Annotated in this window: 17 protein-coding genes; 14 read left to right on the forward strand and 3 right to left on the reverse strand. The window is 69.3% G+C overall.

Features of this window, described 5'->3' with window-relative positions:
* The first annotated feature begins 61 nt into the window (after positions 1-61).
* The 8 genes from pyrG to truD all read left to right on the forward strand — a co-directional run bounded on the left by pyrG (position 62) and on the right by truD (position 7,338).
* Entirely contained in the window at positions 62-1,726 is a 1,665-nt protein-coding gene (pyrG, locus tag F0P95_RS10250; RefSeq protein ID WP_182334138.1) for a CTP synthase, read from the forward strand.
* Between the two features lie 157 nt (positions 1,727-1,883).
* Positions 1,884-2,717, forward strand: a complete 834-nt coding sequence (gene kdsA / locus F0P95_RS10255) for a 3-deoxy-8-phosphooctulonate synthase (RefSeq protein ID WP_182334140.1) — start codon at positions 1,884-1,886, stop codon at positions 2,715-2,717.
* A gap of 37 nt (positions 2,718-2,754) precedes the next feature.
* The gene (locus F0P95_RS10260) at positions 2,755-3,249 is read left to right on the forward strand and encodes a hypothetical protein (RefSeq protein ID WP_182334142.1); all 495 of its coding nucleotides are present in this window, start codon (positions 2,755-2,757) and stop codon (positions 3,247-3,249) included.
* Positions 3,246-4,538 carry a phosphopyruvate hydratase gene (eno, locus tag F0P95_RS10265; protein ID WP_182334144.1) on the forward strand — a complete coding sequence of 431 codons (1,293 nt, stop codon included), beginning with the start codon at positions 3,246-3,248 and terminating at the stop codon, positions 4,536-4,538. Before F0P95_RS10260 ends, eno begins: the two co-directional genes overlap by 4 nt.
* A 5-nt stretch (positions 4,539-4,543) precedes the next feature.
* Entirely contained in the window at positions 4,544-4,894 is a 351-nt protein-coding gene (gene ftsB / locus F0P95_RS10270; RefSeq protein ID WP_182334146.1) for a cell division protein FtsB, read from the forward strand.
* Positions 4,891-5,586 (forward strand): 2-C-methyl-D-erythritol 4-phosphate cytidylyltransferase, encoded by a 696-nt coding sequence (gene ispD, locus F0P95_RS10275; protein WP_054664755.1) that lies wholly within the window; start codon positions 4,891-4,893, stop codon positions 5,584-5,586. The genes ftsB and ispD overlap by 4 nt, the downstream gene beginning before the upstream one ends.
* Positions 5,587-5,640: 54 nt before the next feature.
* The gene (gene ispF, locus F0P95_RS10280) at positions 5,641-6,138 is read left to right on the forward strand and encodes a 2-C-methyl-D-erythritol 2,4-cyclodiphosphate synthase (protein ID WP_182334148.1); all 498 of its coding nucleotides are present in this window, start codon (positions 5,641-5,643) and stop codon (positions 6,136-6,138) included.
* 150 nt (positions 6,139-6,288) lie between these two features.
* Positions 6,289-7,338 (forward strand): tRNA pseudouridine(13) synthase TruD, encoded by a 1,050-nt coding sequence (gene truD, locus F0P95_RS10285; RefSeq protein ID WP_182334149.1) that lies wholly within the window; start codon positions 6,289-6,291, stop codon positions 7,336-7,338.
* A gap of 52 nt (positions 7,339-7,390) precedes the next feature.
* On the opposite strand, the gene F0P95_RS10290 is transcribed toward truD, so the two are convergent.
* Complete coding sequence (locus F0P95_RS10290; protein WP_182334151.1) at positions 7,391-7,930, reverse strand: Smr/MutS family protein; 540 nt, start codon at positions 7,928-7,930, stop codon at positions 7,391-7,393.
* A gap of 173 nt (positions 7,931-8,103) precedes the next feature.
* On the opposite strand from F0P95_RS10290, the gene surE reads away from it, so the two are divergent.
* The 5 genes from surE to F0P95_RS10315 all read left to right on the forward strand — a co-directional run bounded on the left by surE (position 8,104) and on the right by F0P95_RS10315 (position 11,374).
* Positions 8,104-8,883 carry a 5'/3'-nucleotidase SurE gene (gene surE, locus F0P95_RS10295; protein WP_182334152.1) on the forward strand — a complete coding sequence of 260 codons (780 nt, stop codon included), beginning with the start codon at positions 8,104-8,106 and terminating at the stop codon, positions 8,881-8,883.
* Positions 8,880-9,554, forward strand: coding sequence for a protein-L-isoaspartate(D-aspartate) O-methyltransferase (locus F0P95_RS10300; protein WP_056932410.1), 675 nt, complete (start codon positions 8,880-8,882; stop codon positions 9,552-9,554). The genes surE and F0P95_RS10300 overlap by 4 nt, the downstream gene beginning before the upstream one ends.
* A gap of 20 nt (positions 9,555-9,574) precedes the next feature.
* Positions 9,575-10,189: a YqaA family protein gene (locus F0P95_RS10305; RefSeq protein ID WP_182334155.1), complete on the forward strand. Its 615-nt coding sequence runs from the start codon at positions 9,575-9,577 to the stop codon at positions 10,187-10,189.
* On the forward strand, positions 10,168-10,968 hold the full coding sequence (locus F0P95_RS10310) for a peptidoglycan DD-metalloendopeptidase family protein (RefSeq protein ID WP_182334157.1): 801 nt from the start codon (positions 10,168-10,170) through the stop codon (positions 10,966-10,968). The genes F0P95_RS10305 and F0P95_RS10310 overlap by 22 nt, the downstream gene beginning before the upstream one ends.
* A gap of 178 nt (positions 10,969-11,146) precedes the next feature.
* Entirely contained in the window at positions 11,147-11,374 is a 228-nt protein-coding gene (locus F0P95_RS10315; RefSeq protein WP_182334159.1) for a hypothetical protein, read from the forward strand.
* An 85-nt stretch (positions 11,375-11,459) separates the two neighbouring features.
* Here the strand turns inward: F0P95_RS10315 and F0P95_RS10320 are convergent, their stop codons facing one another.
* Positions 11,460-11,843 (reverse strand): Mth938-like domain-containing protein, encoded by a 384-nt coding sequence (locus tag F0P95_RS10320; RefSeq protein WP_054664774.1) that lies wholly within the window; start codon positions 11,841-11,843, stop codon positions 11,460-11,462.
* An 18-nt stretch (positions 11,844-11,861) separates the two neighbouring features.
* The gene (gene yhbY, locus F0P95_RS10325; RefSeq protein ID WP_056932407.1) at positions 11,862-12,167 is read right to left on the reverse strand and encodes a ribosome assembly RNA-binding protein YhbY; all 306 of its coding nucleotides are present in this window, start codon (positions 12,165-12,167) and stop codon (positions 11,862-11,864) included.
* 64 nt (positions 12,168-12,231) lie between these two features.
* On the opposite strand from yhbY, the gene rlmE reads away from it, so the two are divergent.
* The gene (gene rlmE / locus F0P95_RS10330; protein ID WP_380609894.1) at positions 12,232-12,861 is read left to right on the forward strand and encodes a 23S rRNA (uridine(2552)-2'-O)-methyltransferase RlmE; all 630 of its coding nucleotides are present in this window, start codon (positions 12,232-12,234) and stop codon (positions 12,859-12,861) included.
* Positions 12,862-12,878: the final 17 nt, after the last annotated feature.

Consider the following 12,878-nt stretch of genomic DNA (forward strand, 5'->3'; position numbering starts at 1 on the left):
CGGTGCTTGGGTGTTCGCGCGACAACCTTTAAACTAGGGCTTTCCGGGAGGCAAGTGAGCCATGACCCCCCTTATTTTCGTTACCGGCGGTGTGGTGTCCTCGCTTGGCAAGGGCATTGCCGCCGCGTCGCTGGCCTCCATCCTCGAGGCGCGTGGCCTGAAGGTCACGATGATGAAGCTGGATCCGTACATCAACGTCGATCCGGGCACCATGAGTCCCTTCCAGCACGGCGAGGTCTACGTCACCGATGACGGTGCCGAGACCGACCTGGACCTGGGCCACTACGAGCGCTTCGTCCACACCCGGCTGAGCCGCAAGAACTCGGTGACCACCGGGCGCATCTACGAGAACGTGATCCGCAAGGAGCGCCGTGGCGACTACCTCGGCGCGACCGTGCAGGTGATCCCGCACATCACCGACGAGATCCGCCGCTGCATCGACGAGGCCACCGAGGGCTACGACGTGGCGCTGGTGGAAATCGGCGGCACCGTCGGCGACATCGAGTCGCTGCCGTTCCTGGAGGCGATCCGCCAGGTGCGCACCGAGCGCGGCCCGGAGAAGGCGCTGTTCATGCACCTGACGCTGGTGCCGTACATCGGCGCCGCCGGCGAGCTGAAGACCAAGCCGACCCAGCATTCGGTCAAGGAACTGCGTTCGATCGGCATCCAGCCCGACGTGCTGCTGTGCCGCTCCGAGCAGGCCATCCCCGATTCGGAGCGGCGCAAGATCTCGCTGTTCACCAACGTCTCCGAACGCGCGGTGATCAGCGTGCCGGACGTGGACGTGCTGTACCGCGTACCGATGGGCCTGCATGCGCAGGGCCTGGACGAAATCGTGGTCAACCAGCTCAAGCTCGCCGACAAGGCCGGTCCGGCCGACCTGTCCGAGTGGGAGGCGGTGCTGGATGCGGCCCTGCACCCGCTGGACGAGGTGACCATCGCCGTGGTCGGCAAGTACGTGGACCACCAGGACGCCTACAAGTCGGTCGGCGAGGCGCTCAAGCACGGCGGCCTGCGCCAGCGCACCCGGGTCAACCTCAAGTGGCTGGAAGCGCAGGACCTGGAAGAAGGCGGCATGGCCGCGCTCGAGGGCGTGGACGGCATCCTGGTGCCCGGCGGCTTCGGCGACCGCGGCTTCGAGGGCAAGGTGCTGACTTCCAGATATGCCCGCGAGCACAAGCTGCCGTACTTCGGCATCTGCTACGGCATGCAGGCGGCGGTGGTCGACTATGCCCGCCACGTGGCCGGGCTGGAAGGCGCCAACAGCACCGAGAACGATCGCCAGACGCCGAACCCGGTGATCGGCCTGATCACCGAGTGGCGCACCGCCAGCGGCGAGGTCGAGAAGCGCGACGAGAAGTCCGACCTGGGCGGCACCATGCGCCTGGGCCTGCAGGAGCAGCGGCTGAAGCCGGGCACGCTGGCGCGCGAGCTGTACGGCAAGGACGTGGTGGCCGAGCGCCATCGCCACCGCTACGAGTTCAACAACCGCTACCGCACCCAGCTGGAGGACGCCGGGCTGGTGATTTCCGGCAAGTCGATGGACGACACCCTGGTGGAAGTGGTGGAGCTGCCGCGCGACGTGCATCCGTGGTTCCTGGCCTGCCAGGCGCACCCGGAGTTCCTGTCTACGCCGCGCGGAGGGCACCCGCTGTTCATTGGTTTCATCCGCGCCGCGCGCGAGAAGAAGGCCGGCGGCAAGCTGTTGAAGGAAGCGCGGGCCTGACGCTCGTTTCCGCCTTCTCCCGCGGGGGAAGGTGCACCGTAGCGGCGGACGGGAGGCCGGCGAAGGCCTGGGTTCCCGGTTCCGCAAGGGCCTGGCCCCGGCCCCTCATCCAACCCCTTTCCCGCCGGGAGAGGGGCTTCAAACACGAGGTAGTTGAATGAAGCTCTGCGGATTCGAAGTCGGCCTGGACCACCCCCTGTTCCTGATCGCCGGCCCGTGCGTGATCGAGTCGATGCAGTTGCAGCTCGATACCGCCGGCAAGCTCAAGGAAATCACCGGCAAGCTGGGGATGAACTTCATCTTCAAGTCCAGCTTCGACAAGGCCAACCGCACCTCCGGCACCAGCTTCCGCGGCCCGGGGCTGGAAGAGGGCCTGAAGGTGCTGGCCGAAGTGAAGAAGCAGATCGGCGTGCCGGTGCTGACCGACGTGCACGAATACACGCCGATGGACGAGGTGGCCTCGGTCGTCGACGTGCTGCAGACCCCGGCGTTCCTGGTGCGCCAGACCGACTTCATCAAGAAGGTGTGCAGTGCCGGGCGGCCGGTGAACATCAAGAAGGGCCAGTTCCTGTCGCCGTGGGACATGAAGCCGGTCGTTGAGAAGGCGCGCTCCACCGGCAACCACGACATCATGGTCTGCGAGCGTGGCGCCAGCTTCGGCTACAACAACCTGGTCAGCGACATGCGCTCGTTGAGCGTGATGCGCGACACCGGCTGCCCGGTGGTGTTCGATGCCACCCATTCGGTGCAGTTGCCGGGCGGGCAGGGCAGCAGTTCCGGCGGCCAGCGCGAGTTCGTGCCGGTGCTGGCGCGCGCGGCGGTGGCGGTCGGCGTGGCCGGCCTGTTCGCCGAGACCCATCCCGATCCGTCCAAGGCGCTGTCCGACGGCCCCAATGCGTGGCCGCTGGACAAGATGGAAGCGCTGCTGGAAACGCTGCTGGCGCTGGATTCGATCACCAAGAAGAACGGGTTCCTGGAGAGCGCGCTCTGATGGCCGATAGCGGCGAGTCCGCGCAGGAGCGACCCGCGTGAAACGGGCCGCTCTTGCCGTTGCCGGCGTGCTTGTGGCGATGGCGGGCAATGCCGGCGCATGTGCCACCGACCCGCCGATGACCACGCCCGCGCCTGCCGACGCCGCGCGCGCCGCAGACATCGTCGCCGTCATCCACGTGGATCATGTCGCGCGCCTGACCGCCAGGGAGCGGGCTGAGACGGATCGCATGTTTACCACGGCCGATGGCGGGTTCTTCGTGCCGCCCGCGCCTTCCGTGCGCTTCACCGTGAACCGCCTGCTGAAGGGAGAGGTTCCGGTCGATGCACTGATCCGCAACGGCCCCACCAGCTGCGAGGTCGCGCTGCAGCAAGGTGGGGACTATGTTTTGTTTGCGATGAAACCACAGGCGCGGGGCGACCGGATCGTGCCGATGAATGGTACCTTTCGCCTGGACAAGACCCCCAGCGCCGCCGCCCAGCTGGCCGCCGTGGAATCCTCACTTACCCATCCCGACCCCAATCAACCATGACCAACATCGCAAAGATCCACGCCCGTGAAATCCTCGACAGCCGTGGCAACCCCACGCTGGAAGCCGAAGTCACCCTGGCCGACGGCTCGTTTGGTCGCGCCGCCGTGCCCTCGGGCGCATCGACCGGCACCAAGGAAGCGGTGGAACTGCGCGATGGCGACAAGACCCGCTACCTGGGCAAGGGCGTGCGCGACGCGGTGGCCAACGTCAACGGCCCGATCGCCGCGGCGCTGAAGGATTTCGATGCGCAGGACCAGACCGGGCTCGACCGCCGCCTGATCGACCTGGACGGCACCGAGAACAAGGGCCGCCTGGGCGCCAACGCGCTGCTGGGCGTTTCCATGGCCGCCGCGCACGCCGCCGCCGCTTCGAACAAGCAGGCGCTGTGGCAGTACCTGGCCGGCAAGACCGGCGCCACGCCGTCGCTGCCGGTGCCGATGATGAACATCATCAACGGCGGCGCGCACGCCGACAACAACGTCGATTTCCAGGAATTCATGGTGCTGCCGGTCGGCTTCGGCTCGTTCGGCGAATCGCTGCGCGCCGGCACCGAGATCTTCCATGCGCTCAAGTCGGTGCTCAAGGGCCACGGCCTGAGCACGGCGGTGGGCGACGAAGGCGGCTTCGCGCCGGACTTCCGCAGCAACGTCGAGGCGCTGGACACCATCCTGGAGGCCATCGGCAAGGCCGGCTACACCGCCGGCGAGGACATCCTGCTGGGCCTGGACGTGGCCTCCAGCGAGTTCTACGAGAACGGCAAGTACAACCTGGTCGGCGAGAACAAGCGCCTGACCTCCGAGCAGTTCGTCGATTTCCTGGCCGACTGGACCACGCAGTACCCGATCATCACCATCGAGGACGGCCTGGCCGAGAACGACTGGGCCGGCTGGAAGCTGCTGACCCAGCGCATCGGCGGCAAGGTGCAGCTGGTCGGCGACGACCTGTTCGTCACCAACCCGAAGATCTTCGCCGAAGGCATCGAGTCGGGCACCGCCAACGCCATCCTGATCAAGGTCAACCAGATCGGCACCCTGAGCGAGACCCTGGAAGCGATCGCCATGGCCGACAAGGCGCATTACGCGGCGATCGTCTCGCACCGCTCCGGCGAAACCGAGGACACCACCATCGCCGACATCGCCGTGGCCACCACCGCCACCCAGATCAAGACCGGCTCGCTGTGCCGCAGCGACCGCGTGGCCAAGTACAACCAGCTGCTGCGCATCGAGGAAGCCCTCGGTGGCAACGCGCGCTACGCCGGGCGTGACGCGTTCGTCTCGCTCAAGCGCTGACGCCGATGCGTGACTGGCGCTGGCTGCTGCTGGTGCTCGCGGTACTGCTGGCGCTGCTGCAGTACCGCTTCTGGTTCGGGCCGGGCAATTCGGGCGAGGTGATGATGCTCGAGGCCCAGGTCAGCAACCAGAAGCGGGACAACGAAGGCCTGCAGCAGCGCAACGACGCGCTCGCCGCCGAGGTCAAGGACCTCAAGGAAGGCGAGGCCGCCATCGAGGAGCGCGCGCGCAGCGAACTGGGCATGATCAAGCCCGGCGAGAAGTTCTATCGCGTGGTCGAGGACGCGCCGGCCGCGCGGCCGGGCGTGGCCCAGCCCGGCACGCACGATGCCGCGACGCAGGAGGTCGTGCCATGACCACCCAGGTCTGGGCCGTGGTGCCGGCCGCCGGCCGCGGCACCCGTTTCGGCGGGCCCGTGCCCAAGCAATACCTGCTGGCTGCGGGCGAACCGTTGCTGGCGCATGCGCTGGAGGCGCTGCTGTCGCACCCGGGCGTGGCCGGGGTGATGGTGGCCATTGCCGAGAACGATGCCGACTGGCCGGGCTGGAATGACTTCGCCGGCAAGCCGGTACTGACCTGCACCGGCGGCGACAGCCGCGCCGCCTCGGTGCTGGCCGGTTTGCAGGCATTGCCGGAAAGCGTGCGCGCCGACGATTTCGTGCTGGTGCACGACGCCGCGCGCCCGAACCTGCCGGCCGCCGACCTGGGCCGGCTGCTGGAGGTGGGGCGTGCCGACCCGGTCGGCGCCATCCTCGCCGCGCCGGTACGCGACACCCTCAAGCGCGCCGGCGACGACGGCGGCATCGACCGCACCGAGCCGCGCGAGCGGCTGTGGCGCGCACTCACGCCGCAGCTGTTCCGGCGCCACCAGTTGACCCGTGCCCTGCTGGAAGCGACCGGCGCCGGTGTCGAGGTGACCGACGAGGCCATGGCCATGGAGCGCCAGGGCGCGCGGCCGTTGCTGGTCGAAGGCGACGAGTGCAACTTCAAGGTCACCACGCCGGCCGACCTGGCCCGCTTCGAGTTCGAGCTGTCGCGGCGTGGCTGAATCCCGTCCGGCGAATCCCGCGCCGGGCCCGAAACGACAACCTGATCCGACGCCATGAATCCTCCCGCCTTTCCTCCCATCCGCATCGGCCAGGGCTACGACGTGCACGCCTTCGGCGAAGGCGACCACGTCATGCTCGGCGGCGTGCGCGTGCCGCACCGTTGCGGGGTGCTCGCGCACAGCGACGGCGACGTGATCCTGCACGCCCTGTGCGACGCGATGCTGGGGGCGCTGGCGCTGGGCGACATCGGCCAGCATTTCCCGCCCAGCGACGACCGCTGGAAGGGCGCGGACAGCAGCGATTTCGTGCGCCACTGCAACGGCCTGCTGCGCGAGCGCGGGTGGCAGGTGGGCAACACCGACATCACCGTGATCTGCGAGCGGCCCAAGGTCGGCCCGCACGCGCCTGCGATGCGCGAAACGCTGGCGCAGCTGCTGGGCGTTGCGCTGGACCGGGTCAGCATCAAGGCCACCACCAGCGAGAGACTGGGCTTCACCGGCCGCGAGGAAGGCATCGCCGCGCAGGCGGTGGTGCTGCTGCTTCCCGCATAATTCCCATTCCGCAGGCGTGTCATCGGTCGCGACCGGGCGCTGCCCGGCGCTCCGCCGGCAGCATCGCCTCCCCCCGCACGGCGTGCCCGGCGGGCCCGCCGTCACCGGCGCGGCCGCTGCAGGCGAGCCGGGCCATTGTTCAGGACCGACATGATGGATCTTCCCCTTGCCTATGGCGCCCCGGTGTTGAGCGCGTCGATGCGCAGCGTGCCGGAGGACTTCCAGGTCGACGAACTGCCCGCCTTCGAGGCGAGCGGCGAGGGCGAGCACCTGCTGCTGGACATCCGCAAGCGCGGCGCCAACACCGTGGCCGTGGCCAGGCAGCTGGCGCAGTGGGCCGGCGTGCCGGAAATGGGGGTCAGCTATGCCGGGCAGAAGGACCGGCACGCGGTGACCACGCAGCGTTTCAGCGTGCACCTGCCCAAGCGGATTGCGCCGGACCTGGCGCTGCTGGAATCGGACGAGGTGCATGTCCTGGCCTCCACCTGGCACAACCGCAAGCTGCAGCGCGGTGCGCTGGCCGGCAACCGCTTCACGCTGGTGCTGCGCGGCGTGCAGGGCGAGCGGGCGGCGATCGAGGCGCGACTGCAGGCCATCGCCACGCGCGGCCTGCCCAACTGGTTCGGCGAGCAGCGCTTCGGTCGCGACGGTGGCAACGTGCCGGCGGCGCTGGCGATGTTCGGCGGCCGCAGGGTGCGCAAGGACCAGCGCTCCATGCTGCTGTCGGCGGCGCGCTCGGCGTTGTTCAACCGGGTGCTCGCCGCGCGGGTGGAGCAGGGCAACTGGGACGGTGCGCTGGAGGGCGAGGTGTGGATGCTCGACGGCAGCCGTTCGGTGTTCGGTCCAGAGCCGATGAGCGAGGCGCTGGCCGAACGCCTGGCGCGGTTCGACATCCACCCCAGCGGGCCGTTGTGGGGCGCGGGCGAACTGCGCGCTGCCGGCGCGGCGCTGGCACTGGAACAGGCGGCGCTGGCCGATGAGCAGGCGCTGGCGCTGCGTGCCGGACTGGAGCAGGCCGGCCTCAAGCAGGAGCGCCGCGCGCTGCGGCTGCGCCCGGCGTTGATGCGGCATGCCTGGCTGCAGGACGACGTACTGGAGCTCGCCTTCGCGTTGCCGCCAGGGTGCTACGCCACCGCGGTGCTGCATGAACTGGGGCCCGTGGCCGACGCCAGCCGCGCCGCGGCGCCGGCGGCGGAGTAAGCCCGCGGCTGTCTTCGCGGTGCGCAGGCGGGCTGCACCCGCCTGGCCGCGCTCAGCGTCGCGCCAGCAGCACCAGCACCGCGCCGGTACCGCCCTGCGCCGGCGGCGCGGAGTGGAACGCGAGCACGTCGTTGCGCTGGCGCAGCAGACGGTCCACCAGGTTCTTGAGTACCGGCGCGCCGCCATCGGACTGCAGGCCCTTGCCGTGGATGATGCGCACGCAGCCGTGGTCGTGCGCATGGGCCTCGAGCAGGAACTCGCGCAGCAGCTGCTCGGCCTGGGCGACGCCGGCGCCATGCAGGTCCAGTTCGTCCTGCACCGAGTACTGGCCGCGCTTGAGCCGCTGGAACATGCGTGCGGGCAGGGTGTCGCGGCGGTAGCTGGCCACGTCGCCGGCTTCCAGCGGCGTGCTGGAATGCAGCAGCCGGGCGAACTCGCCAAGCGCCTGGGCCTCGTCCTGTTCGGCCATGCGCGCGCGCGGCCTGGGCCGCGGGCGGGTGATGGCGGGCACCTCCACCTTGCGCAGCGGCGTTACCTCGCCGATGGCCGAGCGGAACAGGGCGCCGTCGTCTTCGTCTTCTGGGTGCGACATGCGCATAGCGTAACGGCTGCGGCAATGGGGAGGGCGTCACGGGAAGGCGGTGGGCGCATTCCGGTATCATGCCGGATCGGGCCATGCCGGCCGGCGTGCAGCACGCCGCCGGGATGGCGGTGGACGGCGCGGCTGCAGTGGCGCCGTCATGGATTCAGCGATTCAGGTCTTCAATGCGCGTACTTGTAAGCAACGACGACGGCGTGGACGCCCCCGGCATCAAGATGCTCGCCGAGGAGCTGCGCAATGCCGGCCACGAGGTCACCGTGGTGGCGCCGGACCGCGACCGTTCCGGTGCCAGCAATTCCCTCACCCTGGACCAGCCGGTGCGGCTGCGCCGGATCGACCACTACACCTGCGCGGTAAGCGGAACGCCCACCGACTGCGTGCACCTGGCGCTGACCGGCATGCTGGAGCACGAGCCGGACATCGTGGTCTCGGGCATCAACAATGCCGCCAACCTCGGCGACGACGTGATCTATTCCGGGACCGTGTCCGCGGCGATGGAAGGGCGCTTCCTCGGCCTGCCGTCGGTGGCGGTGTCGCTGGTCACCCAGCGCCATGAGGCCCGCAACTTCCTCAGCGCGGCGCGTGCGGCCATCGAGATCGTGGCGCGGCTGAAGGCCGACCCGTTGCCCGCCGACACCATCCTCAACGTCAACGTGCCGGACCTGCCATGGGAGCAGATCCGCGGGTTCGAGGTCACCCGGCTGGGCAACCGCCACCGCGCCGAGGCCTGCATCCCGGCCACCGACCCGCGCGGCAATGCCGTGTACTGGATCGGTCCGGCCGGTTCCGAGCAGGATGCCGGCCCCGGTACCGATTTCCACGCGGTGCGTACCGGGCATATCTCGATCACCCCGATCCAGGTCGACCTCACCCGCTACGAGGCGCTGGAAAAGGTGGCCAGCTGGGTGGGCGGGTTGTCCGCCACGCTGGGGCCGCGGGCATGACCCCGCGGCTGCGCCTTTCCCCGGAAGCAGTCGGCAGCGGCATGACCTCGCAGCGGGTGCGCGACCGCCTGGTCGATCGCCTGCGCGAGGTGGGCATCGGCGACGAACGCGTGCTCAACGCGGTGCGGGTGGTGCCGCGGCACCTGTTCATCGACGAGGCGCTGGCCTCGCGCGCCTATGAGGACACCGCGCTGCCGATCGGCCATGGCCAGACCATCTCCCAGCCGTGGGTGGTGGCGCGCATGACCGAGGCGGTGCTGCAGGTGGCGCCCAGGACGGTGCTGGAAGTGGGCACCGGCTCGGGCTACCAGGCGGCGATCCTGGCCGCGGTCGGCCTGGAGGTGTTCACCGTCGAGCGGATCGGCGACCTGCTGCGGCAGGCCCGCAAGCGCCTGCGGCAGCTGGGGATGAACGTACGCAGCAAACACGACGACGGGCGCATCGGCTGGCCCGAGCATGGCCCCTACGACGCCATCGTCGTCACCGCCGCGGCACCGGCGCTGGTGGATGCACTGATCGAACAGCTGGCCGTTGGTGGCCGCCTGGTGGCGCCGGTCGGCGGCCCCGGCGGGCAGGTGCTGCTGCAACTTACCCGGCAGGCCGACGGCATCGTGCAGGAGGAACTGGCGCCGGTCAGTTTCGTGCCGTTGCTGTCGGGCATGCTGGACTGACACACGGGAACCTCGCGACGATGAAGATATTCGGGCCGCTGTACGACCGCGCGCTGTACTGGGCCAGCCACAAGCGTGCGCCCACCTACCTGACGGTGCTGAGCTTCATCGAGGCCATCATTTTCCCGGTGATGCCGGAAGTGATGTTGATGCCGATGTGCGTGGCGCAGCCGCGCAAGGGCTGGCGCTTCGCCACCCTGAGCCTGGCCGGTTCGATGGTCGGCGCGATGGTCGGCTATGCGTTGGGCCACTATGCGTTCGAGGCGATAAAGCCGCTGTTCGCCGCGCTGGGCATGCTGTCGGGCATCGAGGCGGGCATCGCCACGCTGCAGGCGAAGATGGTCGAATCGCCGTGGGCGGTGTTCACCTTCCTGGTGCTGGGTGGCTTCATGCCCATTCCGATGAAGGTGTTCACCTGGGCTTCCGGTATCGTCGGCGTGCCGCTGCCACAGTACGTGCTGAGCATGCTGGTCGGGCGCGGGAAGCGCGTGTACGTGCTGGCGGCGGTGATCCGCTTCGGCGGTGCGCGTGCGGCCGATGCGCTGCGACGCTGGATCGAACCGCTGGGCTGGATCGCGACCGCGCTGGTCGTCGGCCTGGTGGGCTGGCTGGTATGGAGGGCGAAATTCGCATGAATGCAGAGGTAGGGATCAAGGGCGCTTCCAGGGCGGTCGCCGGCATGGCGGCGCTGCTGTTGGTGGCGATGACGGCCGGTTGCGGCACCGCCACGGTGGTCAAGCCTTCCGGCGGTAGTTCGTCCAGGGCCGCGGCCGCGCCGCGCACGTCGGTGCCCAAGCCGGGGCAGACCGCGGTGGTGCGCCGGGGCGACACGCTGTACGCGCTGGCCCGCATCCACAACATCACCCCCGGCGACCTGGCGGCGTGGAATGGCCTGTCCAACCCGAACGCGATCTATCCGGGGCAGACGCTGCGCCTGTATCCGGGGGGCACGGGCGCGTCGCGCCCGGCCACGGGCAGCAGCGGGTCGGCCGCGCGGCCATCGGCACCGCCGCCCGTGGCGACGCCGGCGCCGGCCAACAGCGGCATCGGCTGGCGCTGGCCGGCCGACGGCGCGCTGGTCGGCCGCTTCGTCGCCGGCGAGACCACCAAGCAGGGCATCGACATCGCCGGCAGCAGCGGGCAGGCGGTGCGCGCGGCTGGCCCGGGGGTGGTGGTCTATTCCGGTGCCGGCCTGGTCGGCTACGGCGAACTGATCATCATCAAGCACAACGAACAGTGGCTGTCGGCCTACGGCCACAACCGCAAGCGCCTGGTCAACGAGGGGCAGAACGTCAAGGCCGGCGACCAGATCGCGGAAATGGGCCGCACCGGCACCTCGCGCGACATGCTGCACTTCGAGATCCGCTACAACGGCAAGCCGGTGGATCCGCTGCAATACCTGCCGCAGAGGTAAGCCATGGCGTCCGGGCCGCAGGCGGGCGGCCCGCCTGCCGAGCCCTGGCGGGATGGAATGCGGGTCGCGGCCGGATCGTCGGGTATCCGCCTGACTGACGGGTGTGCCGCACCGGAGGCCGTGGCGTGACAGCGACGGGGCATGCATGCGCGCCCGTCATCGACCAAGGAGCAACAGCATGGACAGACCCCGTTACTGGTTCGCCGCCAAGGAGCTGGGGTGGGGCTGGGGCTGGCCGCTTGCGTGGCAGGGGTGGCTCGCCTACGCCAGCGCGGCCGCGCTGCTGGTTGCCAGCTTCGTGGTCTTCCCGCCGGCGGCCGCTCCGCTCCGCTTCGTCGCCTGCAATGCGGGCGTGGCCGTGGCGCTGCTGCTGGCGTGCTGGCTCAAGGGCGAGCCCCTGCGCTGACCCGGAGCCAGGGCGTTGGACACGGGTGAGGGCGCGCTGCCGCCGGTCGTGCCCGCCGCGGCCTCCGGCTGTCGACGGTGCAGCGTCAGCTGCCCGGGGCGTCCAGGATGAAGGCTGCGACCACGCGGCGGTTTTCGCCGGCCAGCACGTTGAAGGTGCGCGCCGCCGACGCGTTGTTCATCACTTCGATGCCGACGCCGCGGGTCAGGCAGGCGGCCATGACTTCCACCGGCGGAAACACCTGGCGCTCGCCCGTGCCGAGGATGAACACCGCCGGGTTCTGCTCCAGTGCCGGCGCCAGGTCGGCCACGCTGAGCTGGCCGGCCGCGGCCACTGCCCAGTCCTCGATCAACTGGTCGGGGGCGAGGATGAAGCTGCGCGCCAGCGTCCGGTCGTTGACCCGGGCCTGATGGCCGTCGGCCGAGCGCAGGGCATAGATGTAGTCGGGCAGTTCGCGGCTCAGTTGCATCGTTCGCGTCTCGGCGGATCAGCCGCGGGGCAGCACGATCTGGCGCTTTTCCCGGGCCGGGCGGTACAGGACGGCGACATGGCCGATGCGCTGGACCAGCGCGCCGCCACTGGCCTGGACCAGCTCGGCGACCATCGCTTCGCGCGCCTCGCGGTCCTCGGCGGCGATCTTCACCTTGATCAGTTCATGGCGTTCCAGCACCTCGTCCAGTTCCGCCAGGAAGGCGGGGGTGACCCCCTTGCCGCCGATCTGCAGCAGTGCTTTCAGATCGTGGGCCATGCCGCGCAGGAATCGGTTCTGGGCCGGGGTGAGGACGATGGACATGCAGTGATTACGGGTTATCAAGGGGGTTCAGGGTATCATGACCACCCCTACAGGCCGCATTCCGATGTCCCGCAGCAAGAGCAGTCAACGCTGGTTGAAGGAGCATTTCTCCGACCCCTTCGTGAAGAAGGCGCAGGCCGAGGGCATGCGCTCGCGCGCTGCCTACAAACTGGAGGAGCTGCTCCAGCGCGACCGGCTGCTGAAGCCGAACATGGTGGTGGTAGACCTCGGCGCAGCGCCGGGCGGTTGGTCGCAGCAGGTGCGGAGACAGCTGGGCGACAGTGGCCGGGTGCTGGCGCTGGACATCCTGGAAATGCCGCCGCTGGCCGGCGTGGAGTTCCTTCATGGTGACTTCAGGGAAGAAACGGTCCTATCCCAGTTCGAGGCCATGCTCGGCGGCCAGCCGGTAGACCTTGTCCTGTCGGATATGGCCCCCAATAAGAGTGGCATGGATGCGGTGGACCAGCCGCGGATGATGCACCTGGCGGAGCTGGCGATGGATTTCGCCGATCACCATCTCAAGCCGGGTGGGGCGTTCCTGATCAAGCTGTTCCAGGGCGTCGGCTTTGACGACTACGTGCGGGAAATGCGCCGCCGTTACGACAAGGTCGTGATCCGCAAGCCGGAAGCCTCGCGCAAGCGCTCGCCCGAGGTCTATGCGCTCGGGCAGGGCAAGCGCACGCAGATCAAGTAAGCTCGACACCATACGAA

The sequence above is a fragment of the Stenotrophomonas acidaminiphila genome, assembly GCF_014109845.1.
GTDB classification, from domain to species: Bacteria; Pseudomonadota; Gammaproteobacteria; order Xanthomonadales; family Xanthomonadaceae; genus Stenotrophomonas; species Stenotrophomonas acidaminiphila.